This is a genomic window from Oceanimonas doudoroffii (assembly GCF_002242685.1).
GTDB lineage: Bacteria > Pseudomonadota > Gammaproteobacteria > Enterobacterales > Aeromonadaceae > Oceanimonas > Oceanimonas doudoroffii.
In genome coordinates this window covers 1,933,759-1,959,497 of sequence record NZ_NBIM01000001.1, presented here as the reverse complement: position 1 = coordinate 1,959,497, position 25,739 = coordinate 1,933,759, and the positions used below count along the sequence as shown (strand labels likewise).

22 protein-coding genes are annotated in these 25,739 nt (G+C 61.1%); 9 read left to right on the top strand and 13 right to left on the bottom strand.

Annotation, left to right across the window (positions count from 1 at the left end):
- Positions 1-20: 20 nt before the first annotated feature.
- Both B6S08_RS09060 and yaaA read left to right on the top strand, forming a co-directional pair.
- Positions 21-1,130: a PilT/PilU family type 4a pilus ATPase gene (locus tag B6S08_RS09060; protein ID WP_094200384.1), complete on the top strand. Its 1,110-nt coding sequence runs from the start codon at positions 21-23 to the stop codon at positions 1,128-1,130.
- 7 nt (positions 1,131-1,137) lie between these two features.
- The gene (gene yaaA, locus B6S08_RS09055) at positions 1,138-1,917 is read left to right on the top strand and encodes a peroxide stress protein YaaA (protein ID WP_094200383.1); all 780 of its coding nucleotides are present in this window, start codon (positions 1,138-1,140) and stop codon (positions 1,915-1,917) included.
- 130 nt (positions 1,918-2,047) lie between these two features.
- On the opposite strand, the gene B6S08_RS18405 is transcribed toward yaaA, so the two are convergent.
- Together B6S08_RS18405 and srmB are read right to left on the bottom strand one after the other, a co-directional pair.
- On the bottom strand, positions 2,048-2,209 hold the full coding sequence (locus tag B6S08_RS18405; RefSeq protein WP_165661233.1) for a hypothetical protein: 162 nt from the start codon (positions 2,207-2,209) through the stop codon (positions 2,048-2,050).
- Positions 2,210-2,265: 56 nt separating this feature from the next.
- On the bottom strand, positions 2,266-3,561 hold the full coding sequence (gene srmB / locus B6S08_RS09050) for an ATP-dependent RNA helicase SrmB (RefSeq protein WP_094200382.1): 1,296 nt from the start codon (positions 3,559-3,561) through the stop codon (positions 2,266-2,268).
- Between the two features lie 70 nt (positions 3,562-3,631).
- Here srmB and B6S08_RS09045 point away from each other — a divergent pair, with 70 nt between their 5' ends.
- Together B6S08_RS09045 and brnQ are read left to right on the top strand one after the other, a co-directional pair.
- A complete protein-coding gene (locus B6S08_RS09045; protein WP_094200381.1) occupies positions 3,632-4,339 on the top strand; it encodes a tRNA1(Val) (adenine(37)-N6)-methyltransferase in 708 nt (235 codons plus the stop codon).
- Between the two features lie 152 nt (positions 4,340-4,491).
- A complete protein-coding gene (gene brnQ / locus B6S08_RS09040) occupies positions 4,492-5,808 on the top strand; it encodes a branched-chain amino acid transport system II carrier protein (protein ID WP_211284182.1) in 1,317 nt (438 codons plus the stop codon).
- Positions 5,809-5,871: 63 nt separating this feature from the next.
- On the opposite strand, the gene fldB is transcribed toward brnQ, so the two are convergent.
- Positions 5,872-6,387, bottom strand: a complete 516-nt coding sequence (gene fldB, locus B6S08_RS09035) for a flavodoxin FldB (RefSeq protein WP_094200379.1) — start codon at positions 6,385-6,387, stop codon at positions 5,872-5,874.
- A gap of 74 nt (positions 6,388-6,461) precedes the next feature.
- On the opposite strand from fldB, the gene xerD reads away from it, so the two are divergent.
- Both xerD and recJ read left to right on the top strand, forming a co-directional pair.
- Complete coding sequence (gene xerD, locus B6S08_RS09030) at positions 6,462-7,349, top strand: site-specific tyrosine recombinase XerD (RefSeq protein WP_094200378.1); 888 nt, start codon at positions 6,462-6,464, stop codon at positions 7,347-7,349.
- Between the two features lie 529 nt (positions 7,350-7,878).
- Entirely contained in the window at positions 7,879-9,615 is a 1,737-nt protein-coding gene (gene recJ / locus B6S08_RS09025; RefSeq protein ID WP_094200377.1) for a single-stranded-DNA-specific exonuclease RecJ, read from the top strand.
- A gap of 69 nt (positions 9,616-9,684) precedes the next feature.
- Here recJ and B6S08_RS09020 read toward each other — a convergent pair whose 3' ends face one another.
- From B6S08_RS09020 to B6S08_RS09000, 5 genes are all read right to left on the bottom strand, one after another.
- The gene (locus B6S08_RS09020; RefSeq protein ID WP_094200376.1) at positions 9,685-11,565 is read right to left on the bottom strand and encodes a methyl-accepting chemotaxis protein; all 1,881 of its coding nucleotides are present in this window, start codon (positions 11,563-11,565) and stop codon (positions 9,685-9,687) included.
- Positions 11,566-11,692: 127 nt separating this feature from the next.
- The gene (locus tag B6S08_RS09015) at positions 11,693-12,445 is read right to left on the bottom strand and encodes an amino acid ABC transporter ATP-binding protein (protein WP_425435350.1); all 753 of its coding nucleotides are present in this window, start codon (positions 12,443-12,445) and stop codon (positions 11,693-11,695) included.
- Between the two features lie 12 nt (positions 12,446-12,457).
- A complete protein-coding gene (locus tag B6S08_RS09010) occupies positions 12,458-13,558 on the bottom strand; it encodes an amino acid ABC transporter permease (protein WP_094200375.1) in 1,101 nt (366 codons plus the stop codon).
- Position 13,559: 1 nt separating this feature from the next.
- Entirely contained in the window at positions 13,560-14,744 is a 1,185-nt protein-coding gene (locus B6S08_RS09005) for an amino acid ABC transporter permease (protein ID WP_094200374.1), read from the bottom strand.
- A 75-nt stretch (positions 14,745-14,819) separates the two neighbouring features.
- Entirely contained in the window at positions 14,820-15,833 is a 1,014-nt protein-coding gene (locus B6S08_RS09000) for an amino acid ABC transporter substrate-binding protein (protein ID WP_094200373.1), read from the bottom strand.
- Between the two features lie 269 nt (positions 15,834-16,102).
- Between B6S08_RS09000 and prfB the strand changes: the two genes are divergently transcribed.
- Both prfB and lysS read left to right on the top strand, forming a co-directional pair.
- Positions 16,103-17,201, top strand: a protein-coding gene (prfB, locus tag B6S08_RS08995; RefSeq protein WP_141202184.1) for a peptide chain release factor 2 whose coding sequence is annotated in 2 segments (ribosomal slippage) — positions 16,103-16,177 and positions 16,179-17,201 — 1,098 coding nt in all. Because the reading frame shifts where the segments join, the coding sequence is not laid out codon by codon here.
- Positions 17,202-17,381: 180 nt separating this feature from the next.
- Complete coding sequence (gene lysS / locus B6S08_RS08990; RefSeq protein WP_094200372.1) at positions 17,382-18,869, top strand: lysine--tRNA ligase; 1,488 nt, start codon at positions 17,382-17,384, stop codon at positions 18,867-18,869.
- Positions 18,870-19,027: 158 nt separating this feature from the next.
- On the opposite strand, the gene B6S08_RS08985 is transcribed toward lysS, so the two are convergent.
- Both B6S08_RS08985 and B6S08_RS08980 read right to left on the bottom strand, forming a co-directional pair.
- Entirely contained in the window at positions 19,028-20,440 is a 1,413-nt protein-coding gene (locus B6S08_RS08985; RefSeq protein ID WP_094200371.1) for an aminotransferase, read from the bottom strand.
- A 27-nt stretch (positions 20,441-20,467) separates the two neighbouring features.
- Positions 20,468-21,970, bottom strand: coding sequence for an NAD-dependent succinate-semialdehyde dehydrogenase (locus tag B6S08_RS08980; RefSeq protein WP_094200370.1), 1,503 nt, complete (start codon positions 21,968-21,970; stop codon positions 20,468-20,470).
- A gap of 201 nt (positions 21,971-22,171) precedes the next feature.
- On the opposite strand from B6S08_RS08980, the gene trmB reads away from it, so the two are divergent.
- Positions 22,172-22,900 carry a tRNA (guanosine(46)-N7)-methyltransferase TrmB gene (trmB, locus tag B6S08_RS08975; protein ID WP_094200369.1) on the top strand — a complete coding sequence of 243 codons (729 nt, stop codon included), beginning with the start codon at positions 22,172-22,174 and terminating at the stop codon, positions 22,898-22,900.
- A gap of 48 nt (positions 22,901-22,948) precedes the next feature.
- On the opposite strand, the gene coaE is transcribed toward trmB, so the two are convergent.
- The 3 genes from coaE to B6S08_RS08960 all read right to left on the bottom strand — a co-directional run bounded on the left by coaE (position 22,949) and on the right by B6S08_RS08960 (position 25,737).
- Entirely contained in the window at positions 22,949-23,587 is a 639-nt protein-coding gene (gene coaE, locus B6S08_RS08970) for a dephospho-CoA kinase (RefSeq protein ID WP_094200368.1), read from the bottom strand.
- Positions 23,584-24,438, bottom strand: a complete 855-nt coding sequence (locus B6S08_RS08965; RefSeq protein ID WP_094200367.1) for a prepilin peptidase — start codon at positions 24,436-24,438, stop codon at positions 23,584-23,586. Before B6S08_RS08965 ends, coaE begins: the two co-directional genes overlap by 4 nt.
- A 72-nt stretch (positions 24,439-24,510) precedes the next feature.
- Positions 24,511-25,737, bottom strand: coding sequence for a type II secretion system F family protein (locus B6S08_RS08960; RefSeq protein ID WP_094200366.1), 1,227 nt, complete (start codon positions 25,735-25,737; stop codon positions 24,511-24,513).
- Positions 25,738-25,739: the final 2 nt, after the last annotated feature.

Here is a 25,739-nt window from a genome sequence, read left to right as displayed (position 1 = left end):
ATCACCCAGCGGAGAACACGATGGAACTGGCTTCATTACTGAAAAACATGCGCGAGCTGCAGGGATCGGACATGTATATCTCGGTGGGGGTGGCGCCCACCGTCAAGTCCCAGGGCAGGCTGGTGCCCATTGCTGAGGTGGCTCTATCGGAGGCCGATGCCCTGGCGCTGGTGGAGTCCTGCATGAGCGAGGAGTGGCGCGCGCGTTTTCACACCGAGAAGGAAGCCAACTTCGCCATTAACCATCCCGAGCACGGCCGGTTTCGGGTCAGTGCCTTCTGGCAGCAGGAAAAGGCGGGCATGGTCATTCGCCGCATCGAAAGCCGCATTCCCACCTTTGAAGAGCTGTATCTGCCCGAGGTGTTGCGCGAGGTGGCCATGGCCAAGAAAGGGCTGGTGCTGTTTGTCGGCGGAACCGGTTCGGGCAAGTCCACCACCCAGGCGGCCATGATCGGCCACCGCAACCGCCACGCCGGCGGCCATATTCTCACCATTGAGGATCCGGTGGAGTTTATTCATCAGCACGAGCAGTCGATCGTCACCCAGCGTGAAGTGGGCATCGACACCGAGTCCTTTGATGCCGCGCTGAAAAGCTCGCTGCGCCAGGCCCCCGATGTCATTCTGATTGGTGAAATTCGCTCCGAAGAAACCATGGGCTATGCCCTGGCCTTTGCCGAAACCGGTCACCTGTGCATGGCCACCCTGCACGCCAACAACGCCAACCAGGCCATTGACCGCATCATGCACCTGGTGCCCGAGAATAAGCACCGCCAGCTGCAGTTTGATCTGTCGTTCAATCTGCGGGGCATTGTGGCCCAGCAACTGATCCCGACCCGGGACGGCAAGCAGCGCCGGGGCGCCTTTGAGATCCTGCTCAACACCCCCATGGTGGCCGACGTGATTCGTCAGGGCGACATGCACCGGCTCAAGGACATCATGGCCAAGTCCCGGGAAGCGGGCATGCAAACCTTTGATCAGGCGCTGTTTGACCTCTACAGCCAGCAGCATATAGGCTACACCGAAGCCCTGGCCTACGCCGACTCGCCCAATGATCTGCGGCTGATGATAAAGCTGCAGGGCGGGCGCGGTCTCGACTCCGATCTGCTTGATAACGTAACCATAGAACCCTGAGGACCATATGCTGATAGTGGTGTCCCCCGCCAAGACCCTGGACTACGACACGCCGCCGGTGATTGCCGATTACACTCGACCCGAGCTGCTGGCGCACTCCGCCGAGCTGATTGAGCGGGCCCGTGAACTGACTCCGGCCGACATTGGCAGGCTGATGAAGATCAGTGACAAGCTGGCGGGCCTGAACGCCGCCCGCTTTGCCGACTGGCAGCCGGAATTTACACCGAAAAATGCCAAACAGGCGCTGCTGGCCTTTAAGGGTGATGTGTATACCGGCCTGGACGCCGACACTCTGAGTCCGGGCGACTTTGCCTTTGCCCAGGCCCACATGCGTATGCTGTCGGGTCTGTATGGCCTGTTGCGGCCGCTGGATCTGATGCAGCCCTACCGGCTGGAGATGGGAACAAAGCTCGATAACGCCCGGGGCAAGGATCTGTATGCGTTCTGGGGCGATATCATCACCGATGCCCTGAACCGGGCACTGGCGGAGCAGGGGGACAACGTGCTGATTAACCTTGCCTCAAACGAGTATTTCAAGGCGGTGAAGCCGAAGCGGCTGGAAGGCCAGATAGTGACGCCGGTGTTCAAGGACTGCAAGAACGGTCAGTACAAGATCATCAGTTTCTATGCCAAGAAGGCGAGGGGCATGATGGCCCGTTACATCATCGAAAACCGGCTCACTGAAGTGAGCCAGCTGACCGCCTTTGATACCGCCGGTTACTATTTTGTGGAAGAAGAATCGACCGCCACCGAGCTGGTGTTTCGGCGGGAAGAGCAAAATTCCTGAAAAAAATGAAAAAGGGCGGGAACCTTTCCCGGACGGCACCCCTCTATAAGGATGTGTCTACTGAATTTCAGCAATTCCCTTTTTTGACTCTCTCTTTTGTTTTTTCGACCGGCCCACTGGGCCGGTTTTTTTATTTCAGCCATTTCGGGCCGGTGATATCGTCTTCGCGCCGACCGCCCCGTTCGCGCCGGTCGAGGGGATCCTTTTCCGGCTCCCAGCGAATTCTGGCCCGGCGATCGAGGTTTTTGCGGCGCTGCAGCCGGCGGCGTTCCTTTTCTTGCCTGGTGGTCATGGCATTGGCTCCCTTGCCTGAGTTACCGCCAGTATAGCCTTCAGGCCGGGAAAGGATTATTCCTTGTCCTGCTTGTCCTTCAGCCAGCGGGGCTGTCCCTTGGCCTTTTGGTCACGCAGGCGGGCTTTTTTCTTGGGCTGGGCGGCCTTTTTGCCCTTGCCGTCGGTGTCCTTTTTCTTGCGCACCGCCACCGCCGCTTCCTTGTGCTTGGGGCGCAGTTCGTCGATGACCCGGCGTTTGAGCTTCTGATCGGTGTAACGCTCCACCTTGACCACCATGGCCATGTCGTGGGCCTCCACCAGGCTGATGGCGGTGCCCTTGCGGCCGGCCCGGCCGGTGCGGCCGATGCGGTGCACATAGACGTCGGCGGTGCGCGGCATGTCGTAGTTGATCACATGGCTGACCTCGGGCAGATCGATGCCCCGGGCGGCGACATCGGTGGCCACCAGAATGTTGACCTTGCCGTTGCGAAAGCGGCGCAGTGCTTCAAAACGCTTGTCCTGATCCATTTCGCCGCGCAGCCAGGCGTTGTCCAGGCCTTCCTGCTGCAGCCGGCTGGCCAGCTCCATCAGCCGGTCCCGGGTTTTGACGAATACGATACTGCGGGTGACGTCGGGCTGGCGCAGCAGGTGGGTGAGCAGGGCGAACTTGTGCTCGGGGTCGTCGGCCAGGTGCAGCCACTGGTTGATCTTCTTGCGCTCGCTGCGGGGCGGCTCGGCAGACAGCTCTACCGGCTCCTTGAGAATGTCGGCGGCAAATTTGGTCAGTCCACGGCCTTCCAGGGTGGCGGAAAACAGCATGGTCTGGCGGCGCCAGCGGGCCTCGGCGGCAATGCGATCCACGTCCTGAATAAAGCCCATGTCGAGCATGCGGTCGGCTTCGTCCAGGATCAGCATTTCAATGTCGCGGCTGTCGAACGACTCTTCGTCTATGTATTGCAGCAGCCTTCCGGGGGTGGCCACGACGATGTCGGTGGTTTTGGTCAGGGCCGGCAGGTGCTTTTCGGCATTCACGCCGCCGGTGATGGTTTCCACCCGCAGGCCGGTTTCCTTGAGCATGGCCTTGGCGTCGTCGGCAATCTGCTTGGCCAGCTCCCGAGTGGGGGTCAGCACCAGCACTCGGGCCGGGCCGGCCTGGCGCCGGGGAAAGTCGAGCAGGTGCTGGCAGGCGGGCAACAGAAAGGCCGCGGTCTTGCCGGTGCCGGTGGGGGCGGAGGCCATGATGTCCCGGCCGCTCATGGCTTCGGGTATGACCTGGCTCTGAATGGTGGTGGGTCTGGCATAGCCCATGCGGGCCAGGGCGCGAACCAGAATGGGGTCCAGCTCCAGTTGCTCAAAGGTCATACTGCTCATGTTCAATTCCGTCAGCCAAAATGGCCGAGTATTATAGGCGAACTTCCACCAAAATACTCACAGGATCACCATGGCCGGCCGCGGTTTTACCCTCAAGCAATTTCATGTTCATCACGACCGCTGTGCCATGAAGGTGGGCACGGACGGCATTCTGCTCGGGGCCTGGGCACCCCTGGGCCGGGCCAGGCGTATTCTGGACGTGGGCACCGGCACCGGGCTGGTGGCGCTGATGCTGGCGCAGCGTGGCGACGAAGAGGTACACATTACCGGGCTCGAGCTGGATGAGGCGGCCGCCGGCCAGGCCGCCGACAACGTGGCGGCTTCGCCCTGGCCCGGGCAGATCAGCATTGTTCAGGGCGCCTTGCAGCAGTTTGAGGCCGAACCCTTTGAGCTGATCGTGTCCAATCCGCCCTATTTTGCCCCGGGGCAGGCCTTTGACTGTGCCGCCCGGGCCCGCGCTCGTCATGGCGGCAGCCTGAGTCTGGCTGAGCTGTTTGCCCATTGCAGCCGGTTGCTGAGCCCGACCGGGCTGTTATGTCTGGTGCTGCCCTGGCAGGCACAGCAGGATGCCCTGCAACAAGCGGATTCAAATGGGTTGTTTTTGCTGGAGCGGCAGTCGGTTATCACGCGGGAAGGCAAAAGTCCGGGTCGTTTTTTGCTGCGCTTTGGCAGGATCAAAAACTGTTTGATTGCGGGTGATATCGTCATAAATACTGAGAATGGAGGATATGGCGATATATACAAAGGTATGGTGTCGCCCTTCTATCTTAAGATGTAAATTTTGCATTGAAGATAATTTTCACATCATTATGCTATTCGGCAGCTCGCGCGCTGCCAGTTTTTAGTATTTTACAAACCCGGAATGGCAGCGCATCGTCTTGTTTAATTGCTTAGTTTCCAAACGAAACTTTCATTTTGCGCATCGCCGCCATGAGGTTTGTCTTGAAAAAACCACTGTCCACCTTTGATGTTATGGGGCTTGGCTTCATGACATTCGCCTTTTTTCTCGGGGCCGGAAACATCATTTTCCCCCCCCTGGCCGGCTTTCTCGCCGGTGAGCATCTGACCAGCGCCATGTTTGGCTTTCTGACCACGGCGGTGGGCCTGCCCCTGGCCGGCCTGGTGGCTGCGGCCCTGGCCGGTGGCGGCCTGCCGGTGATGGGGCGTTACCTGCCGCCCCTGGTGATCACCCTGATGGGCAGTGCCATCTTCATCATCATCGGCCCGGCCTTTGCCGCGCCCCGCACCGGCCTGGTGGCCTATGAAATGGGCGTGAAGCCCTTTCTCGACAACCCGGGCCAGGGCGCGCTGACCCTTTACACCCTGGTGTTTTTCGGCGTAGCGCTACTGCTGTCGCTGAGTCAGGGCCGGTTGCTGGAGGCGGTGGGCAAGCTGCTGACGCCGCTGTTGCTGGTGCTGCTGGTGGCCCTGGCCATTGCGGTGTTCGTGAATCCCCAGGGAACACAGCCGGCGGTCACCGAGGCCTACCTGGCCCAGCCCTTTGTGAAGGGCTTTATCGAGGGCTATAACACCATGGATACATTTGCATCCCTGTTGTTCGCCATGCTGATCCTGGACGTGCTGCGCAAGAAGGGCGTGACCGACACCCGTGCCCAGTCCCGCTACCTGATGGCCGCGGCGCTGATCGCCGCCGCCGGCTTGGGCTTTGTGTATATTTCCCTGTTTGTGCTGGGCGGCACCAGCCAGGGCGTGGTGATGGACGCCAGCAATGGCGGCGAGATCATCAGTGCCTACGTGCTGTCGCTGTTTGGTGAGCCGGGGCTGTGGATCCTCTCGGCCATCGTCACCCTGGCCTGCCTGACCACGGCGGTGGGCCTGGTATCCTCCTGCGCCGATTACTTCCATAACCTGACCGGCAAGGGCAGCTATAAAAGCTGGGTGATCGGCATCGCCACCGCCTGCATGCTGGTGGCCAATGTGGGCCTGAACACCCTGATCAGTGTGTCTGTGCCCATTCTGGTGGCCCTCTATCCGGTGGCCATCGCCCTGGTGGTGGCCACCTTCCTGCGGCCGTTGATGCGGGCCCCGGTGTTCGCCTTTCGCCTGATTATGAGCGTGGCCTTTTTCTTTGGCCTGCTCGACGGCCTGCAGGCCGCCGGCCTCGACATGAGCCTGCTCGACTTTATGCCGCTGTTCGGTGTGGGTATGGCCTGGACCCTGCCCACCGCCCTGGCCGCCGTGGTTGGCCTGGTGGCCGGCAAGGCACCGCAACACGCCACCGCCTGAGTGCGATCCGGTTAAATCAAAAAAGCGGCCTTAGGCCGCTTTTTTCGTTGAGGGAAGAGGAGATTAGAGCGCTGCAATCTCGTCCAGGATCTGCGCCACCCAGGTTTCAATGCGGGTGTCGGTGTCGTCATACTGGTTGGCTTCGTCCAGCGACAGGCCGACAAAATACTTGCCGTCTTCGGTGAGCGCCTTTGAGGCCTCGAACTCGTAACCCTGATTGGGCCAGTAGCCCACCACGCTGGCGCCCCGGGCCACCACTCGGTCGTGCAGCATGCCCAGTGCGTCCTGAAACCACTCGCCGTAGCCCAGCTGATCGCCCATGCCAAACAGCGCCACCACATGGCCGTCCAGATCCAGTGAATCGATATCGTCCCAGTGGGACTCCCAATCTTCCTGCAGTTCGCCAAAATCCCAGGTGGAAATGCCAAGGATCAGAATGGGGTAGTCCTGAGTACGCGCCAGCGGCACATCCCTGATATTATGCAGATCAACCAGCTCGGCACCGAGCTGGTCGCGAATTTTCTCGGCCGCGATCTCGGTGTAGCAGGTGGTCGAGCCGTAAAACAAACCGATATTCATGGGGCTCCGTTCTTGTTTCACAGAATGGCGCCATCATAACAGAAGCCGCCTGCCGGGCGGAGCACGGAGTCAACATGAGTCATCCGCTGGTCGAGCAGTTTATTGACGCCCTCTGGCTGGAAAAGGGGCTGTCCGACAATACCCTGTCTTCCTACCGCAGCGATCTGGGCCACTTCGCCGTCTGGCTGGACGGTGAGGGCGGCAGCCTGCTGGCGGTGGACAGCCTGACCCTGCAGCAATACCTGGCCCATCGCATTGACCTCGGTTTCAAGGCCAGCAGCACGGCACGCATGCTGAGTGTGTTGCGGCGTTTTTTTCAGTACCTGCACCGGGAGCAACTGCGCAACGACGACCCCAGCGCGCTGATTGCCGGGCCCAAGCTGCCCAAGCGGCTGCCCAAGGATCTGAGCGAGCAGCAAGTGTCGGCGTTGCTCGATGCCCCCGAGCCCGGTGATCCCCTGGAGCTGCGCGACAAGGCCATGTTGGAGCTGCTCTATGCCAGCGGCTTGCGGGTCACCGAGCTGGTGAGCCTGTCGATGGAAAGCATCAGCCTGCGCCAGGGGCTGGTGCGGGTAACCGGCAAGGGCAACAAGGAGCGGCTGGTGCCCATGGGGGAAGAAGCCCTGTACTGGCTGGGCCGGTTTCTCAAGGAAGGGCGGGCGGCGCTATTGGGAGAGCAGGCGTCGGACGTGGTGTTTCCGTCCCGGCGGGCTCGGCAGATGACCCGACAGACCTTCTGGCACCGCATCAAGCATTACGCCCTGCGCGCCGGCATAACCCAGGAATTGTCGCCCCACACCCTGCGCCATGCCTTTGCCACTCATTTGCTTAACCACGGTGCCGATCTGCGGGTGGTGCAAATGCTGCTGGGCCACTCGGATCTGTCTACCACCCAGATCTACACCCATGTGGCCACCCACCGCCTCAACGCCCTGCACGAAGAGCATCACCCTCGGGGGTAACCGCCTGCGGCGGAGCTTGAAGCTTTAAGTCGTTTGGCTGGAGGCACTGCGCCGTGCTTGTGGGCTCACATGAAGGCTGACAACAGGTGGGCCGTAGGTTGCCGATGAACGCAGTGAATCGCAACAATGAATGGCGTCTGCCGAGTGTTGGAATTCGCTTCGTTCATTCGCAACCTACTTTGACTAACAGTCAACTACGGTACTGCACGAAGCAGCAGTGGGGATTGCCGTCGCCGACCGTCACCTGCCAGGGCCGAAAAGTTGCTCCTGCATTTTCGGCATTCCCGCCATCCATGGCGGTCAGATGCATTTGCCGAGCGTTCATGGGGCGAGCTTGCTCGCCGGGAGGAGCGATTTCAGCCTGACCGAACATTCGGTGAATGTTTGCAGCTGGCTGAAATCGTGAGTGGCATGGCCTGAAGCGTGTCGGCGTAGCGCAACCGCGCTGCTGCTTCGTCTTCGGGAGAGCGTTGCAAATTTCACCTTGCCCGGTTAGTGTTGTTCGCCTGTTTAAACAGCCAGTATTTTTATGTCAGTGTCTTCCTCCCTGCCCATTCGCCGGCGTGAGCCGGTGGCTCACCGGTTGCCCGCCGATCTTCCCGCCATTTTGCAGCGGTTGTATGCCAGCCGTGGCGTCATCGAGGCCGAGCAGCTCAACCTGCAGGCCAACGCCCTGCACAAGCCGGCGTTGCGCGGCATGGATGAGGCGGTGCGACTGCTGGTGCAGGCGCTGAATGAGCAGCGCAGCATTCTGATCGTGGGTGACTTTGACTGCGACGGTGCCACCAGCTCGGCGTTGATGGTGCACGGCCTGCGCGCCATGGGCGCGCAGCGGGTCAACTACCTGGTGCCCAACCGCTTTGATTATGGCTACGGACTGAGTCCGCAAGTAGTGGAAGAAGCGGTGGAACTGGGGGCCGAGCTGCTGATCACCGTGGATAACGGCATTTCCAGCATCAGCGGGGTGGCGGCGGCAAAAGCCGCGGGCATGCGAGTGATCGTGACCGACCATCACCTGCCCGGCGACGAAATACCTGCGGCCGATGCCATCGTCAACCCCAATCAGCGCGGCTGCGACTTCCCATCCAAAAATCTGGCCGGGGTGGGGGTGGCCTTTTACCTGCTGCTGGCGCTGCGCTCGGCCCTGAGCGAACGGGGCTGGTTTGAGCAACAGGGCATTCGTGCGCCCAATATGGCGGATTATCTCGATCTGGTGGCGCTCGGTACCGTGGCCGATGTGGTGGCGCTCGACGGTAACAATCGGGTGCTGGTGCATCAGGGGCTGCAGCGCATGCGCGCCGGCCGGTTGCGCCCCGGCATTCAGGCGTTGATCGATATTTCCGGGCGCAACCAGCAACGGCTGGTGGCCTCGGATCTGGGCTTTGCCCTGGGGCCGCGGCTCAATGCCGTGGGCCGGCTCGATGATATGTCCATGGGCGTGGCCTGCCTGCTCTGCGACGATATCAACGAGGCCCGCCGGCTGGCGGCCCAGATGGACGAGCTCAACCGGGAGCGCAAGGCCATTGAGACCAGCATGCAGCAGGAAGCCCTGGCAACACTCACCAAGGTGCGCATCAGTGACGGCGCCTTGCCGTCGGGGCTGGTGCTGCACCAGGACGACTGGCATCAGGGGGTGGTGGGGCTGGTGGCCTCACGCATCAAGGAGCAGTATTACCGCCCGGTTATCGCCTTTGCCGAAGCCGGCGACGACGAGCTCAAGGGCTCGGGTCGCTCCATTCCCGGGGTGCATCTGCGGGATCTGCTTGAAGCGGTGAACAGCCGTCATCCGGGTCTTATCACCAAGTTTGGCGGTCACGCCATGGCTGCCGGGCTGTCGCTGTCCAAGGGGGCGCTTGAGCCGTTCAAGGCGGCTTTTGAATCCATGGTGGAGGAGTGGGTCAGTCCCGAGCTGCTCACCGGCGAGATCCTCAGTGACGGCGAGCTCACCGCTGCCGAGCTGACCCTGGAACTGGCCGAGCAATTGCGTTTTGCCGGCCCCTGGGGCCAGGCCTTTCCCGAACCGCTGTTCGACGGCGAGTTTCGCATTATTCAGCAACGGCTGGTGGGCGACAAACACCTCAAGCTGGTGCTGAGCCCGGACGAGGGCCGCACCGTCATCGACGCCATCGCCTTTAACGTGGATCTGGGCACCTGGCCCAATGCCGCCATTCAGAAAGTGCAGCTGGTATACAAGCTGGATGTGAACGAATGGAAGGGGCGGCGCCAGCTGCAATTGCTGGTGGAACGGCTGGCGCCGCTGGTGTGAAGCTCGCGACTTCGGCCTGCGAGCCGAAATGACGGAAAAGAAAAAGGGCTCATTGAGCCCTTTTTGAGTTTACAGGGTAAAGGCGCTGACCAGGCCATTGAGCTCGCCGGCCTGGCGGTGCAGATCCTTTGACTGCTGCAACGACTGCTCGGCGTCGCTCGCCAACTCGTCCGACACATCCTTGATGGCGGTGGTGTTCTGGGTAATTTCCCCGGTCACCTGGCTCTGCTCCTCGGCGGCGGTGGCGATCTGGCTGGCCATATCGGAGATCAGCCCCACGGCGGCGGTGATCTCTTCCAGTGCCTGGGCCGCGGCCTCGGCGTCTTCCGCACTCAGTTCGGCCATGTTGCGGCTGGCCTGCATCAGTTTCACCGCTTCGCCGGTGGCCTGTTGCAGGGTGTCTATGGTGCCCTGAATTTCTTCGGTGGAAGCATGCGTGCGCTGGGACAGCACCCGCACCTCGTCGGCCACCACCGCAAAGCCCCGGCCCTGCTCACCGGCCCGGGCCGCTTCAATGGCGGCGTTCAGTGCCAGCAGGTTGGTCTGCTCGGCGACTCCCTGAATGGTAGCCAGCACGCTGGAAATATCGTGGGCGTGCTGGTCGAGGCGGGTGATCACCGCCGCCGCCTGCTCCATTTCCCTGGCCAGGCTGAAGATGGAATCCCGGGTCTTGTGCACCAGCTGCTTGCCCTGCTCGGTGCTGGCGCTGGACTGCTGTGCCGCGGTGGCGGTCTGCTCGGCGTTGTGGGCGATCTCCTGAGTGGCCGAGGCCATTTCGGTCACGGCGGTGGCCACCATGGTGACTTCCTGCTGGGCCCGGCCCAGTTCGGTCACGGTCTGGTTGGCACGCACCGAGGCCTGTTCGGCGTTACCGCCCAGGGATTCGGCCTGCTGGCGAATGTGTCGGATCAGCTCGGCCTGGCTGGCCACAAAGCGGTTGAAGTTGGCGGCCAGCAGGCCGACCTCGTCGCGGCCATGCAGCTCAATGCGCTGGGTCAGATCGCCCCGGCCATCGGCAATCTGGGCCAGGGCTCGGGACACCTTGAGCAGGGGACCCAGCAGAAATTGCAGCAGCAGGCCAATCAATACCAGGGCGGCAAGAATCACCAGGGCCGACAAGCCGAGCTGACGCCACAACAGGGTGCTGAGGGGGGCTTCCAGCGCCGCCTTGTCGAGCATGAACAATAGCTGCCAGTCACTGCCGGGAATGGTGCTGACATGGATCAGCTTGTCGGTACCGTTGATGCTGACCGGGTTGAGGCGCTCACTGCCCTGCCAGCGGGACAGGTTGCCGGCGGTCAGCTCCTCGGCCAGGCGAGTGGCCGGTTGCAGCGCCAGGCTGGCGTCCTGATAGGCGATCAGGGTTCCGTCCCGGCTCAGCATCATGGCCTGGCCCTGAGCGGGTAAGCGAATGGCGTTGACGTCGTTCACCAGGCTGGAAATGGCCACATCGGCACCGATGATACCCAAAAGTTGTCCGGTGGAGGTGGTTACCGGTTGGGCCAGGGTCACCACGGTGACACCAAAGGCTACATCTTCGTAGGGAGGCGTGACCATGGCGGTATTGGCCTGCAGGGCCTGTTTGTACCAGGGACGGGTGCGGGGATCATAGCCGCTGCGATCCCGCGGCTGGGCGTCGATCATCACGCCTTCCGTGGTGCCCAGATAGGCCAGCTGAAAATCGCCCGCCTGCTCCACGAGTTGCAGCGCCGGCCGGGGGTTACCTTCCAGCTGCTGGCCGGCGGCGGTGAGCATGGCCTGGCGAATACGCAGCCATTCGGCCACCTTGGCGGTTTCCCGTGCCGCCAGGCCGGCCACCAGTTGCTCGCTGTCTAGATACAGCTGGGCTTTCATATCCCGAAAGCTCAGGGTGCTGAGGGCGGCCACGGTAAGCACGATGGCTACCATAAAGCTCAGTAGTATTTTGTGCTTTAGTTGAAGGTTCTGCATATTCGCTATTAAGGGAAAGGGAGGTAACAGCTATATCGGCCGCCATTATGAAAAGCTTGAGTGAAACTTTATACTGTTTTTCGATGCCGGCGACATGCTGCCCGCCGGCACGGAGCAATCCGTTGCATCAGTTGCCCAGGATCTGGCTCAGGAACAGCTTGGTGCGTTCCGACTGGGGATGATGGAAAAAGGTTTCGGGATCGTTTTCCTCGATGATCTGGCCGGCATCCATAAAAATGACCCGATCGGCCACGGTGCGGGCAAAGCCCATCTCGTGGGTGACGCACATCATGGTCATGCCTTCTTCCGCCAGCTCTATCATGACGTCCAGCACTTCCTTGATCATTTCCGGATCCAGTGCCGAGGTGGGTTCGTCAAACAGCATGATCTCCGGGTTCATGCACAGGCTGCGAGCAATGGCTACCCGCTGTTGCTGACCGCCCGACAGTTGCCCCGGGTATTTTTTGGCCTGGTTTTCTATCTTGACCCGAGTCAGCAGCTTCATGGCGATGTCCTCGGCCTGCCTCTTTGGGGTCTTGCGTACCCAGATCAGCGCCAGGGTGCAATTTTCCAGCACCGTCAGGTGGGGAAACAGGTTGAAGTGTTGAAACACCATGCCCACTTCCCGGCGAATGGTCTCGATGTTCTTGAGGTCATTGGTGAGGGGCGTATCGCGCACCAGAATGTCTCCCTGCTGGTGCTCTTCGAGCCGGTTGATACAGCGGATCAGGGTGGACTTTCCCGAGCCCGAAGGCCCGCAGATGACGATGCGCTCGCCCCTGGCCACAGTCAGATCGATGTCGCGCAGCACGTGAAAGTCGCCATACCACTTGTTCACGCCGCGCAGGGTCACCATGGCTTCCTGTTGTTGTGCTTCCATGTACTTACTCCACTAACGTTTCTTGTGACCGGTGTGCAGCTTGCGTTCCAGGTATTGGCTGTATTTCGACATGCCATAGCAGAACACCCAGAACACCAGGCCGGCAAACACATAGCCTTCGGTGGCATACCCCAGCCAGTTGGGATCGGCCAGCCCCGCCTGGACGATGGCCAGCAGATCGAACAGGCCGATGATCAGCACCAGGCTGGTATCCTTGAACAGGGCAATAAAGGTGTTGACGATGCCCGGAATCATCAGCTTCAGCGCCTGGGGCAGCACGATCAGCACCATCATTTTCCAGTAGTTCAGGCCCAGTGCCGCGGCCGCCTCATACTGGCCCCGAGGAATGGCCTGCAGGCCACCACGCACCACTTCGGCCATGTAGGCAGACTGAAAGAAGATGATGCCGATCATGGCCCGCACCAGCTTGTCGAGGGTCAGCTCCTCGGGCACGAACAGCGGCAGCATCACCGACGACATAAACAGTACCGTGATCAGGGGCACGCCGCGCCAGAACTCGATAAACACCACCGACAGGCTGCGTACTATCGGCATGTGCGAGCGCCGGCCCAGGGCCAGCAGGGTGCCGATGGGCAGGGCGGCGGTAATGCCCACCACCGCCAGTATCAGGGTCAGGGTCAGGCCGCCCCAGTTGTGAGTGGGCACTTCGGTCAGGCCAAACCAGCCGCCGTAGAGCAACACCCAGGCAATGAGCGGAAATACCAGCACCATAAAGGGGCCCAGCCACATTTTGCCCGGCAGCCGGGGCAGGGCCAGCCACAGCAGCTGGGCCACAAAGAGCACAAAGGTCAGGTTGATGCGCCACAGTTCATCGCTTGGGTAAAAGCCGTAGGTGAACTGTTGCAACCGGTTGGTGATAAAGACCCAGCAGGCGCCGCCGCTGGTACAGGCGTCCCGGCTGACACCGGTCCAGTCGGCACTGAGCAGGGCCCAGTCGATAATGGGCACCAGGATCAGATAGAGACCGTACAGGCCCAGCAGGGTGACCGCCGAGTTCAGGGGGCCGGAGAACAGGTTGGTCCTGAGCCAGCCGGTTAACCCCTTGCGGGAAACGGGCGCCGGACGTTCCGGCGTCAGGGTGTCTTTGTACATGCTATCTCTCCACCAGCGCCATACGGCTGTTGAACCAGTTCATGAAGAAGGACACCGCCAGGCTGATGCTGAGGTATACCAGCATGGTAATGGCAATCACCTCGATGGCCTGGCCGGTCTGGTTGAGGGTGGTGCCGGCAAACACCGAAACCAGATCCGGATAGCCAATGGCGGTGGCCAGCGACGAGTTTTTGGTCAGGTTGAGATACTGGCTGGTGAGCGGCGGTATGATTACCCGCAGCGCCTGGGGAATGATCACCAGCCTCAGGGTCAGGCTGTCCTTGATGCCCAGGGCGTGGGCCGCCTCGGTCTGGCCGTGGGAGATGGCCTGAATACCGGAGCGCACGATTTCGGCGATAAAGGCGGCGGTATACACGGTCAGCGACAGCCACAACGCCAAAAATTCGGGAATGATGGTCATGCCGCCGCGAAAGTTGAAGCCGCGCAGCTCGGGGTAGTTCCACTCCAGCGGTGCTCCCAGCGCCAGAAAGGTGAGGCCGGGCAGCAGAATAACCAGCCCCAGGCTTATCGACCAGACCGGCAGGCGCTGGCCGGTGGCGTCCTGGCGACGATGATTGAAGCGCACCAGCCAGAATGCCAGTACCAGCGCCAGCAGCAGAGCCGGCCAGATCCAAATAAAGCCACTGCCCGGTATGGGCTCGGGCAGATACAGGCCGCGCACATTGAGAAACACGCTGTCATTCAGGCTGAGGCTGTCGCGGGGGCCGGGCAGGGTGCGCAGCACCGCGAAATACCAGAAAAACATCTGTAGCAGCAGTGGAATATTGCGAAACAGCTCCACGTAGGCCGACGCCAGCCGGGCGATCAGCCAGTTGGGTGAAAGCCGGGCCACGCCGATGACAAAACCCAGCAGGGTAGCGCCGATAATACCGAGAAAGGACACCAGCAAGGTATTGAGCAGGCCCACCACAAAAGTGCGGCCATAGGTGTCGGTCTCGGCATAAGGAATAAGGGACTGGGCGATGGCAAACCCGGCGGGATCGTCAAGAAAACCAAAGCCGGTGGTAATGCCGCGGGTACTGAGGTTATTGAGGGTGTTGTTGACAATAAAGGCGATAAAGGCGGCCACGGCGCATAGCAGTACCAACTGAAACAGCAGCGCCCGTTTGGCCGGATCGCGCCAGAACTTTACTGGAGGGGCAGAAGGCTTAACCGGTGACGACATGGCTTCATCCTTGAATATGGCTCAAACAGCTTCACCACAGGCCATCGGGCTGCCCGCAGGCAGCCCGGACTGGCATCAGCGTACCGGTGGGGCGTATTGCAGGCCGCCCTCGGTCCACAGGGCGTTGAGACCCCGTTCGATCTTCAGGGGGGAGTCCTGGCCGACGTTGGCGTCAAAGATTTCGCCGTAGTTACCTACCAGTTTGATGATGCGATAAGCCCAGTCCTTGTCCAGCCCCATGCCCTTGCCGAAATCGGCTTCCAGGCCGAGCAGGCGGCGTACGTCCGGGTTTTCACTGCTCTTCATGCCGTCCACATTGTCTTTGGTCAGCCCCAGCTCTTCGGCGTTGACCATGGCGAAATGGGTCCATTTCACAATGTTGAACCACTGATCATCCCCCTGACGCACCGAGGGGCCCAGGGGCTCCTTGGAAATGACCTCGGGCAGGGCCACGGCCTCGTCGGGTTTGGACAGCTTGATGCGCAGGGCATACAGCTGGGACAGGTCCGACGTCAGCACGTCGCAGCGGCCCGCTTCCAGCCCCTGCACGGTTTGCTCCGAGGTGTCGAACACCACGGCGCTGTAGCCGATGCCGTTGCGGCGGAAATAGTCGGCCACGTTCAGCTCTGTGGTGGTGCCCGACTGAATGCAGATGGCGGCGCCATCCAGCTCCTTGGCACTGCTGACGCCCAGGCTCTTGTTGATCAGAAATCCCTGGCCGTCGTAATAGTTGATGCCGGCGAAATTGACGCCGAGCTCGGTATCCCGGCTGGAAGTCCAGGTAGTATTGCGTGACAGCACGTCAATTTCGCCCGACTGCAGCGCGGTCAGGCGCTCCTTGGCGTTGAGCGGAATATATTGCACCTTGCCGTCGTCATTGAAGACGGCGGCGGCAATGCCCCGGCACAGATCCACGTCCAGCCCCTTCCACACGCCCTTGTCGTCGGGGTTGGAGAAGCCCGGCAGGCCGCTGTTAACACCGCACTTAAGTACCCCTCTTTGTTTTACCTCGTCCAGGGTGGCGGCCTGAAGGGTACCGGCCATCAGGCTGGCGGCCACCAGCAGGGCTGCTTTTCCTTTGCCTGTCATAATCACGTCCTCTTGAATGGCGATGCAAAATAGCGTTATTCACTCAAGGCATAAAACCGCGATGCCACTTAGAGTATTAGCACAAAGAACCGGGTTGGCTGCAGGCAAGGCATAAATTAACGGCCGCATTCGGGTCGGATTCAGGGGGGGATCTTCCATGAAAATACGCGCCTGTTGCTGCGTTCGGGGCCGGCTTTGGGTAGAATGATCGCCTCATTTTGGCGAGGCGCCAAAACCACTCACTCAGTAAACAGAGAGTCTGTCAGTCCATGTTTGAAACAAACCCTGTGTACAACAAACTTAAGGAGCTGTCTGAACGGGCGCAGCTTCTTAGGGGGTACCTTTGACTATGACGCCAAAAAAGAGCGTCTGGAAGAAGTAAACGCCGAGCTGGAACAGCCGGATGTATGGAACCAGCCCGAGCGCGCCCAGGCACTGGGTAAGGAAAGATCCGCCCTGGAAACCGTGGTGAACACCCTGGAAGAAATGGACCAGGGCATCGCCGATATCGGCGAGCTGGTTGAGCTGGCGGTAGAAGAAGAAGACGAAGATACCTTCGAGGAAGCCAAGTCCGACCTGGACGGTCTTGAGAAAAAGCTCGAGGATCTGGAATTCCGCCGCATGTTCTCCGGCGAACAGGATGCGTCCGACTGCTACCTGGATCTGCAGGCCGGCTCCGGCGGCACCGAGGCCCAGGACTGGTGCAACATGGTGTTGCGTATGTACCTGCGCTGGGGTGAAGCCCGCGGCTTCAAGACCGAGATTATCGAACTGTCCGAAGGCGAAGTGGCCGGCATCAAGTCCGCTACCGTACGCTTTACCGGCGAATACGCCTTTGGCTGGCTGCGTACCGAGTCCGGCGTACACCGCCTGGTACGGAAATCTCCGTTCGACTCTGGCGGCCGCCGCCACACCTCGTTCTGCTCCGCCTTTGTCTACCCGGAAATCGACGACGATATCGAAATCGAGATCAACCCGGCGGACCTGCGCATCGACACCTACCGCGCTTCCGGCGCCGGTGGTCAGCACGTTAACCGGACCGACTCGGCGGTGCGTATTACCCACGAGCCCACCGGCATTGTGGTGCAGTGTCAGAACGACCGCTCCCAGCACAAGAACCGTGACCAGGCCATGAAGCAGCTGAAGGCCAAGCTTTATGAGCTGGAGCTGCAAAAACAGAACGCCGAAAAGCAGGCGCTGGAAGACAGCAAGTCCGACATCGGCTGGGGCAGCCAGATCCGTTCCTACGTGCTGGACGATGCCCGTATCAAGGATCTGCGCACCGGCGTGGAAACCCGCAATACCCAGGCGGTGCTGGACGGCGGCCTGGACAAGTTTATTGAAGCCAGCCTCAAGTCCGGGCTGTAAGTAACGGAGACCGGCTTCGAGCCACGGTGGTCGAATGCCGCCGAGCAGACCCTCCGCGCCAGGGACGGCGCGGTGGAGCCCCCATGGAAGGGTTTACGGCGAGTCTGCGGGTGGTATCGACCGACGTGGCGGAATGCGGACTCGGTTATTTCGTAGAAAAGATTCAAACAAGGCTTAATCATGACGACAGAGCAGCAACTAGACGAGAACAAGCTCATTGCCGAGCGCCGGGCCAAGCTCGAGCAGATCCGCAAGGACTGCCCGGCCAATGGTCACCCCAACGATTTTCGCCGCGAACACCTGGCCGCCGATCTGCAGGCCGAGTTTGGCGAGCACGACAAGGACACCCTCGAGTCTCTCGGCAAGGTGGCTTCCGTGGCCGGCCGCATCATGGCCAAGCGTGGCCCCTTCCTGGCCCTGCAGGACATGTCCGGCCGTATTCAGGCCTATGCCACCAAGGATGCCCAGAAGCTGATCAAGGATCAGTATAACGGCCTCGACATTGGTGACATCATCGGCGTGACCGGCACCCTGCACAAATCCGGCAAGGGCGACCTCTACGTCAACATGGACAGCTTCAAACTGCTGACCAAGGCCCTGCGCCCGTTGCCGGAGAAATTCCACGGCCTGTCCGACCAGGAAACCCGCTACCGCCAGCGCTACCTGGACCTGATCACCAACGAAGACTCCCGCCAGACCTTTGTGGTGCGTTCCAGGGTCATGGCCGCCATTCGCGGCTTTATGAATAGCCACGGCTTTATGGAAGTGGAAACTCCCATGATGCAGGTGATTCCGGGGGGTGCCTCGGCCCGACCGTTCATTACCCATCACAATGCGCTGGATCTGGACATGTACCTGCGTATCGCCCCCGAGCTGTACCTGAAGCGGCTGGTAGTGGGCGGTTTCGAGAAGGTGTTCGAGATCAACCGCAACTTCCGTAACGAAGGCCTGTCGCCCCGGCACAACCCTGAATTCACCATGATGGAATTCTACTGGGCCTATGCCGACTACCGTGACCTGATGGACTTCACCGAGGAAATGCTGCGCACCGTCACTACCGAAGTGCTGGGCAGTGCCGAGGTGCAGTACGGCGAAGAAACCTTTGACTTCGGCAAGCCCTTTGCGCGCCTGAGCATGAAGGACGCCATCCTCAAGTACAACCCGGAAGTGACCCAGGACCAGCTGGCGACCTTTGAGAGCGCCTGTGAAGTGGCCAAGGATCTCAAGATCAAGGTCGAGAAGACCTGGGGCCTGGGCCGTGTGATCACCGAGATCTTTGAAGAGACCGCCGAGCACCGCCTGATCCAGCCGACCTTTATCACCGAGTACCCGGCCGAAGTGTCGCCGCTGGCCCGTCGTAACGACGAGGATCCGAGCATCACCGACCGTTTCGAGTTCTTTATCGGTGGCCGCGAAATCGCCAACGGCTTCTCCGAGCTGAATGACGCCGAAGATCAGGCCCAGCGTTTCCGCGACCAGGTGGAGCAGAAGGACGCCGGTGACGACGAAGCCATGTTCTACGACGAGGACTATGTGACCTCTCTGGAGCACGGCCTGCCGCCCACCGCCGGCCAGGGTATTGGCATCGACCGTCTGGTGATGCTGCTGACCGACTCCCACACCATTCGCGACGTGATCTTGTTCCCGACCCTGCGTCCGCAGCGCTAATCGCGGAAATCGTGCACACAGCAAAAGGGCCTGTCGATGACAGGCCCTTTTTTCATTCCAGACCGTAGGTTGGCAATGAGCGCAGCGAATTCCAACAACCCACCGACGGCTTCGTGTTGTGGTTCGCTTCGCTCATCACAACCTACACGTCTTACATCTCAATCCCTGGCCGGGCGCCACTCGCCGCTGCGCACCAGTTCGTCGGTAACGGTATTCACCGCCTTTTGGGTACGGGCGACGATGTCGTCAATGTCGTCCGGGGTGACCACCAGGGGCGGGGCAAAGCCCAGAATGTCGCCGTGGGGCATGGCACGGGCGATCAGCCCCTGCTGCAGGCAGGCGGCGGCAATGCGCGGACCCACCTTGAGGGCGGGCTCCAGTGGTGTGCGGCTGGCCGGATCGGCGGAAAATTCCAGTGCCGCCAGCAGGCCGATGCCCCGGCATTCCCCCACCAGCGGGTGGCCGCCAAAGGTTTCTTTCATGCGCCGCTGCAGGTGCGCACCGGTATGCTCGGCATTGGCCACCAGGTTTTCCCGCTCGATGATGTCCAGGTTGCACAGCGCTGCCGCCGCGCCCATGGGGTGGCCGGAGTAGGTATAGCCGTGACCGATGGCGCCCCAGTCGTCGGTGCCCCGCTCCAGGGTCTGCCAGACATTTTCGCCGACAATCACGCCCGACAGGGGCTGATAGGCCGAGGTCAGGCCCTTGGCCACCGTCATCAGATCCGGCCGCATGTCGTAATGGAGCGAGCCAAACTCGGTGCCCAGCCGGCCAAAGCCGCACACCACCTCGTCGGCAATCAGCAAAATGTCGTATTTGTCGAGCACCTTGCGTATTTCGGACCAGTAGCCTTGCGGTGGCGGCACGATGCCGCCGGTGCCCAGCACCGGCTCGGCGATCATGGCGGCCACCGTGTCCGGGCCCTCGGCCAGAATTTTTGCTTCAAGCTGCTCGGCGCACCAGCGGGAAAATGCCTGCTCGCTCAGGCTGTCGTCACCCCGGCGATAATAATAGGGTGCCACCGTGTGATGAATACGTTCCAGCGGCAGATCGAAATGAGCATGAAACAGCGGCAGCCCGGTGAGGGAGCCGGCGGCCACGCTGGAGCCGTGGTAGCCCCGTTCCCGGGAGATGATCTTTTTCTTCTCGGGGCGGCCCAACACATTGTTGTAGTACCACACCAGCTTGATCTGGGTTTCGTTGGCGTCACTGCCCGACAGGCCGTAATAGACCTTGCTCATGTTTGCCGGCGCTTTGTCGAGAATGCGCCGGGACAATTCAATCAGCGCTTGGTTACTGTGGCCCACATAGGTGTGGTAATAGGCCAGCTTTTTGGCCTGTTCGTACATGGCCTCGGCCATCTCGGGGCGGCCATAACCGATATTGACGCAATACAGGCCGGCAAAGGCGTCAATCAGCTCGGTGCCCTGAGAGTCATAAATGCGAATGCCCTCGGCACCGGCAATGATGCGTCCGCCCATCTCGCCTCTGGCATATTGTCCAAGGGGGGTTGAGGCGTGAAACACGGTGTTGCGGTCGGCCTCAAGCCATTGTTGCGTGTTCAGGGTCATGGTGAACCTCCTTGATAAACTGCACCGTCAAAGCCCGCCCAGGCAGCAGTATTTGAGCTGGCTGAAATCATCAAAACCATGACGGCTGCCTTCCCGGCCCAGGCCCGAGTGCTTGATGCCGCCAAAGGGAATGCAGTGGCCGGTCATTTTTACCGAGTTGACCGCCACCATGCCGAACTCCAGCCTGTCCAGCAGGGGTCTGATCAGCCGCTGATCGTGTCCGAAGATGTAAGCGGCCAGGCCGTATTCGGTGTCGTTGGCCAGCGCCAGCAATTCGGCGGGATCCTCATAGGCCAACACCGCCGCGACCGGACAGAAGTTCTCTTCCCGGTATACCCGCATGGCGGGGGTGACGTCGGCCAGCAGCACCGGCAGAAAGAAGTTTTCGCCGGGGCCGGGCTGCCGGTTGCCGGCAAACAGGCGGGCGCCGTGGGCCAGGGCGTCGTCCACCAGGCTTTGCGCGTTGTCCACCGCCCGGCGGTGGATAAGCGGCCCCATGGTGACACCGGCTTCAAGGCCGTTGCCGACACGAAGGCGAGCCATCTCGCCGGCAAAGGCGTCGAGAAACTCCTCGTAGCGGGGGCGGGGCACCAGTATGCGGTTGGCGGCCAGGCAGTCCTGGCCGGCGGTCTGGAATTTGGCAGCCACCGCCGCCCGCGCCGCCATCTGAATATCCATGTCGGGCAACACCATAAAGGGGGCATTTCCGCCCAGCTCCATGGCGCATTTCTTTACCGTATCGGCGCAGGCGGCCAGCAGTTGCTTACCCACCGCGGTGGAGCCGGTAAAGGACAGTGCCCGTACGCGATCGTCCCGGCACAGGGTGTTACCCAGCTCGGCACCGGAGCCGGTGATCACGTTAATCACCCCAGGTGCAAAGCCGGCCCGCTCCGCCAGCTCGGCCAGCGCCAGGGCGGAAAACGGCGTTTCGCTGGCGGGCTTGATCACTACTGTGCAGCCAATGGCCAGGGCCGCCGCGGCCTTGCGGGTGATCATGGCGTGGGGAAAATTCCAGGGGGTGATCAGGGCCGCCACGCCCACCGGCTCGCGCCGAGTATGCAACTCGGCGCCGGGAATATGGCTGGGCAGGGTATCGCCGCCGGCGCGCCGGCCCTCTTCGGCAAACCAGCGTACAAAGGAAGCGCCATAGTCGATTTCGCCCAGCGCATCCGCCAGCGGCTTGCCCTGCTCCAGTACTATCAGGGTGGCCAGATCCTGTTTGTGCTCAAGGATCAGATCGTGCCAGCGCAGCAGCAGGGCAGCGCGCTCGTCCGCCGGCAGGCTGCGCCAGGGACCCAGGGCGGTGTGCGCGGCGGTAACGGCCAGCCCTGCCTGCTCGGTGTTGAGCCGGGGCACATGGCCAATAACATCATTGGTGGCCGGATTGAATACCGGCAAGTCGCGCTGACCGTGCACCCACTGGCCGTTGAGGTAGGCCAGCTCACGCACCAGCCGCGGTTCCTGCAGATAGGGCATCAGGGCGTCGGTCACCTTGCCATTGTTATTACCGTTGTTATGCATGGGCGCCATGGGCAGACTCCTTCAATGACCGGTGATGACCTTCAGTCTAGGTGGGGCTGAATGACACTTTTTTTGGTATTGGCGGGCATGACGGCGTGTTCTTTTTGAAAATGGCGTGAATATGGAGGATTTTTTCTGCCGGCGTTTTCGGCTTGCACCTTTGGCTTAACTTTGGATAATTCGCACTTCATTGCCAGCCGGAGAAACGAGATGACTGAACAGAAGCCGCCCGCCCAGACCGAAGAAGACCTGCGCAAGCGCAAAATTCGCAGCTTTGTGCGCCGGGAAGGCCGCCTGACCAAGGGCCAGGAAAAGGCCATGGCGGAGCAGTGGCCGGTGATGGGCATCGACTTTTCCGGTGAGCTGCTGAGCCTGGACGCGGTATTTGGCCGCGCCGCCCCCCGCGTGCTGGAAATCGGCTTTGGCATGGGCGGCTCGCTGGTGGAAATGGCCGCCGCCGCCCCGGAGCAGGACTTTATCGGTATTGAGGTGCACACCCCGGGCGTGGGTGCCTGTCTGATGGGCGCGGCGGAAGCCGGCCTGACCAACCTGCGGGTGATGTGTCACGATGCGGTGGAAGTGTTTGAGCAAATGCTGCCCGAGCAAAGCCTGGACCGGGTACAGCTGTTTTTCCCGGATCCCTGGCACAAAAAGCGTCACCACAAGCGCCGCATCGTACGACCTGAATTTGTGGAAATGGTGCGCAGCAAGCTGAAAATCGGCGGCGAATTCCACATGGCCACCGACTGGGAAAACTACGCCGAGCACATGCTGGAAGTGATGAATGCCGCTCCCGGTTATGCCAATGCCGCCGCTCATTCCGGTAGCCCGGGCGACTATATGCCGCGCCCCGATTACCGCCCGCTGACCAAGTTCGAACAGCGCGGCCACCGCCTGGGCCACGGCGTCTGGGATCTGATTTTTACCCGCACCGCCTGAGGTAAAAAAGGGGGGATAGACGCCGTCTGGCAGTTATCCCCTCACGCCTCACACCTCACGTTTTTCCTTCCACGTCTCACCGTTTTCGTCTTTTGCCAGGGCCAAATACTCCCGGTGCAGCCGTGCCACCTCCGCGTGCAACCCCGCCTGGTCGGGGCTGTTGTTGTTCAGGACGTCGTCGGCGGCGGCCAGGCGCTGCTCGCGGCTGGCCTGGGCGGCCATGATGGCGCGAATTTGTGCTTCATCGGCATTGTCCCGTTTAACGGTGCGCGCAAGCTGGGTCTCGGGGCTGACGTCCACTACCAGCACGCGGTTGCACAGGCCGGTGAGGTTGTTTTCCACCAGTAACGGCACCACCAGCAGGCAGTAGGAGGAGGTGCCGGCGGCACAGGCGGTCACCATGCGACCACGAATAACCGGATGCAGCAGGGCGTTAAGCCAGTCTTTTTCCTGTGCGTTATCAAACACCCGGGCGCGCAGGGCGCGCCGGTCCAGCTCACCGCTTGCGGTGATTACCTCGGATCCAAAATGTTGCTCAATGGCTGCCAGCGCCGGCTCTCCTGGAGCCACCACCTCACGGGCGATGATGTCGGCGTCGACAATGTCGACGCCCTGTTTGGCGAACAGCTCAGCCACGGTGCTTTTGCCACTGCCAATGCCGCCGGTCAGTCCTACCACATAACTCACAGTGCCAGTCTCCAGTACAGTTTAACCACGTCCGTGCCCCACATCAGGTAGCTCCAGCCGCCCAGGGCCAGGGCCGGACCAAAGGGCAGCACCCGGTCTTCCCCCAGGCGCCGCAGGGCCATCAGGCCAAGCCCCAGGGCTGCGCCGGTAAAGGACGCCAGCAGCAGCACCGGCAACAGGCTTTGCCAGCCAAACCAGGCGCCGATGGCGGCCAGCAGTTTGAAGTCGCCATAGCCCATGCCTTCCTTGCCGGTGGCAAGCCGGAACAGCCAGTACAGACTCCACAGAATGCCATAGCCGGCGGCGGCGCCGATCACCGCAGACTGCAGCGGTACGAACAGCTCATTGATATTGAGCAGCAGACCCAGCCACAGCAGCGGCAGGGTGAGTTGATCCGGCAGCAGCAAGTGATCGAGGTCGATCAGGGTCATGCACAGCAGCATCCAGCTGAAGACCAGCGCCGCCAGTAACTGCGGGCCGGCACCGAAGCGCCACAGGGTGATGGCGGCGAGCAGCGCCGAGGCCAGCTCCACCAAGGGGTAGCGCCGTGACACCGGCGCCTGGCAGTAACGACAGCGGCCTTTCAGCCACAGCCAACTCAACAGGGGAATATTGTCGCTGGCCGCCAGGGTATGTTCGCAGTGAGGGCAGCGGGAGCGGGGCACGCAGAGGTTAAAGGGAGCTTCATCGGTCACCGGCTGGTCCTGCAGGGCCGCGCACTCCCGTTGCCATTCCCGCTGCATTATCAGCGGCAGCCGATGGATCACCACGTTAAGAAAGCTGCCCACCAGCAGCCCCAGCAGGGGAATAACAAGGTAAAGCAGGGCGGTATTGTCGAGCAGTGCAATCATGGAGTTCCCGAAAAATATCGATACGGCAGGCCGCCATATTATTGTGTGACTTTCAGCTTCGCCCAAGGCAGTTCAGCGTACCACGCTGCCCAGATTAAAGATGGGAAGATACATGGCAATGACCAGACCGCCAACCAAAACTCCCAGCACCACCATGATCAGGGGTTCGATCAGGCTGGTGAGCCCATCCACGGCGTCGTCCACCTCCCGTTCGTAAATGCCGGCCACCTTGTGCATCATGTCGTCTATGGCGCCGGACTCTTCGCCGATCATCACCATTTGCACCACCATGTCCGGGAACAGCCCGGTGGCGCGCATGGCCAGGTTCATCTGCATGCCGGCTATCACTTCGTCGCGCATCTGTTTGACCGCTTCGCGATATACCACATTGCCCGACGCACCGGCGGCAGACAACAGGCCTTCCACCAGCGGAATGCCGGCGGAAAAGGTGGTGGCCAGGGTGCGGGCAAAACGGGCCAGGGCCGCCTTGTGCAGTATTTTGCCGACGACGGGCAGGCGCAGAATAAAGCGGTCGGTGGCGTCCCGCACCTTTTGCGAATTGCGCCAGGCCCGCACATAGAGCCAGCCGCCGATTACCAGAGCGATTAGAATAAACAGCCAGTATTGCTGCAGCCAGCGCGACAGATTGATCACCAATTGAGTAAAAGCGGGCAGGGTGGCGCCAAAACCGGCGAAAATTTCTTCAAACTGGGGGATCACAAACAGCAGTAATATGGCGGTCACCGCAAAGGCGACCAGCAGTACCATGATGGGGTAGAACATGGCCTTCCTGATTTTGGACTTGATGGCCTCGGCCTTTTCACGATAGAGCGCGATCTGGTCGAATATATGCTCCAGCGAGCCGGTCTGCTCGCCGGACTGCACCAGGTCGCAGTAAAGCTCATCAAAATATCTGGGATGCTTCTGCAGCGCCTGGGACAGCGGTGTGCCACCCTCTACGTCGGCGGCAATGCCGCCAGTCAGCTCGCGAATGCTGTTCTTCTCATTGGAGCGGGCGATGATTTGCAGGGTTTGTACCAGGGGGACCCCGGCCGCCAGCATGGTGGCCACCTGGCGAGTAATAATGGCGATGTCCGCCGGCTTGATGGCATCCTTCCAGCGGGCCAGCACCCCCTGGCTCTTGCGCCTGACCTTGATGGCATTAATGCCCTGGCGCTGCAGTTCACGCTTGGCGGTTCTGGTATCGGCGGCCTGCACGAAGCCCGACACCTTCTTGCCCTTGCGGTTAATGCCTTCCCACTTGAACGGGTAGACCTTCAGCTCTTTAGTGGTTGCCATGC

What these genes read in the sequence shown, in the direction of transcription:
- B6S08_RS09060 (WP_094200384.1), top strand. Translation starts at nt 21, where the DNA reads ATGGAACTGGCTTCATTACTGAAAAACATGCGCGAGCTGCAGGGATCG.
- yaaA (WP_094200383.1), top strand. Translation starts at nt 1,138, where the DNA reads ATGCTGATAGTGGTGTCCCCCGCCAAGACCCTGGACTACGACACGCCG.
- B6S08_RS18405 (WP_165661233.1), bottom strand. Translation starts at nt 2,209, where the DNA reads ATGACCACCAGGCAAGAAAAGGAACGCCGCCGGCTGCAGCGCCGCAAA.
- srmB (WP_094200382.1), bottom strand. Translation starts at nt 3,561, where the DNA reads ATGAGCAGTATGACCTTTGAGCAACTGGAGCTGGACCCCATTCTGGTT.
- B6S08_RS09045 (WP_094200381.1), top strand. Translation starts at nt 3,632, where the DNA reads ATGGCCGGCCGCGGTTTTACCCTCAAGCAATTTCATGTTCATCACGAC.
- brnQ (WP_211284182.1), top strand. Translation starts at nt 4,492, where the DNA reads ATGAGGTTTGTCTTGAAAAAACCACTGTCCACCTTTGATGTTATGGGG.
- fldB (WP_094200379.1), bottom strand. Translation starts at nt 6,387, where the DNA reads ATGAATATCGGTTTGTTTTACGGCTCGACCACCTGCTACACCGAGATC.
- xerD (WP_094200378.1), top strand. Translation starts at nt 6,462, where the DNA reads ATGAGTCATCCGCTGGTCGAGCAGTTTATTGACGCCCTCTGGCTGGAA.
- recJ (WP_094200377.1), top strand. Translation starts at nt 7,879, where the DNA reads ATGTCAGTGTCTTCCTCCCTGCCCATTCGCCGGCGTGAGCCGGTGGCT.
- B6S08_RS09020 (WP_094200376.1), bottom strand. Translation starts at nt 11,565, where the DNA reads ATGCAGAACCTTCAACTAAAGCACAAAATACTACTGAGCTTTATGGTA.
- B6S08_RS09015 (WP_425435350.1), bottom strand. Translation starts at nt 12,445, where the DNA reads ATGGAAGCACAACAACAGGAAGCCATGGTGACCCTGCGCGGCGTGAAC.
- B6S08_RS09010 (WP_094200375.1), bottom strand. Translation starts at nt 13,558, where the DNA reads ATGTACAAAGACACCCTGACGCCGGAACGTCCGGCGCCCGTTTCCCGC.
- B6S08_RS09005 (WP_094200374.1), bottom strand. Translation starts at nt 14,744, where the DNA reads ATGTCGTCACCGGTTAAGCCTTCTGCCCCTCCAGTAAAGTTCTGGCGC.
- B6S08_RS09000 (WP_094200373.1), bottom strand. Translation starts at nt 15,833, where the DNA reads ATGACAGGCAAAGGAAAAGCAGCCCTGCTGGTGGCCGCCAGCCTGATG.
- lysS (WP_094200372.1), top strand. Translation starts at nt 17,382, where the DNA reads ATGACGACAGAGCAGCAACTAGACGAGAACAAGCTCATTGCCGAGCGC.
- B6S08_RS08985 (WP_094200371.1), bottom strand. Translation starts at nt 20,440, where the DNA reads ATGACCCTGAACACGCAACAATGGCTTGAGGCCGACCGCAACACCGTG.
- B6S08_RS08980 (WP_094200370.1), bottom strand. Translation starts at nt 21,970, where the DNA reads ATGGCGCCCATGCATAACAACGGTAATAACAATGGCAAGGTGACCGAC.
- trmB (WP_094200369.1), top strand. Translation starts at nt 22,172, where the DNA reads ATGACTGAACAGAAGCCGCCCGCCCAGACCGAAGAAGACCTGCGCAAG.
- B6S08_RS08965 (WP_094200367.1), bottom strand. Translation starts at nt 24,438, where the DNA reads ATGATTGCACTGCTCGACAATACCGCCCTGCTTTACCTTGTTATTCCC.
- B6S08_RS08960 (WP_094200366.1), bottom strand. Translation starts at nt 25,737, where the DNA reads ATGGCAACCACTAAAGAGCTGAAGGTCTACCCGTTCAAGTGGGAAGGC.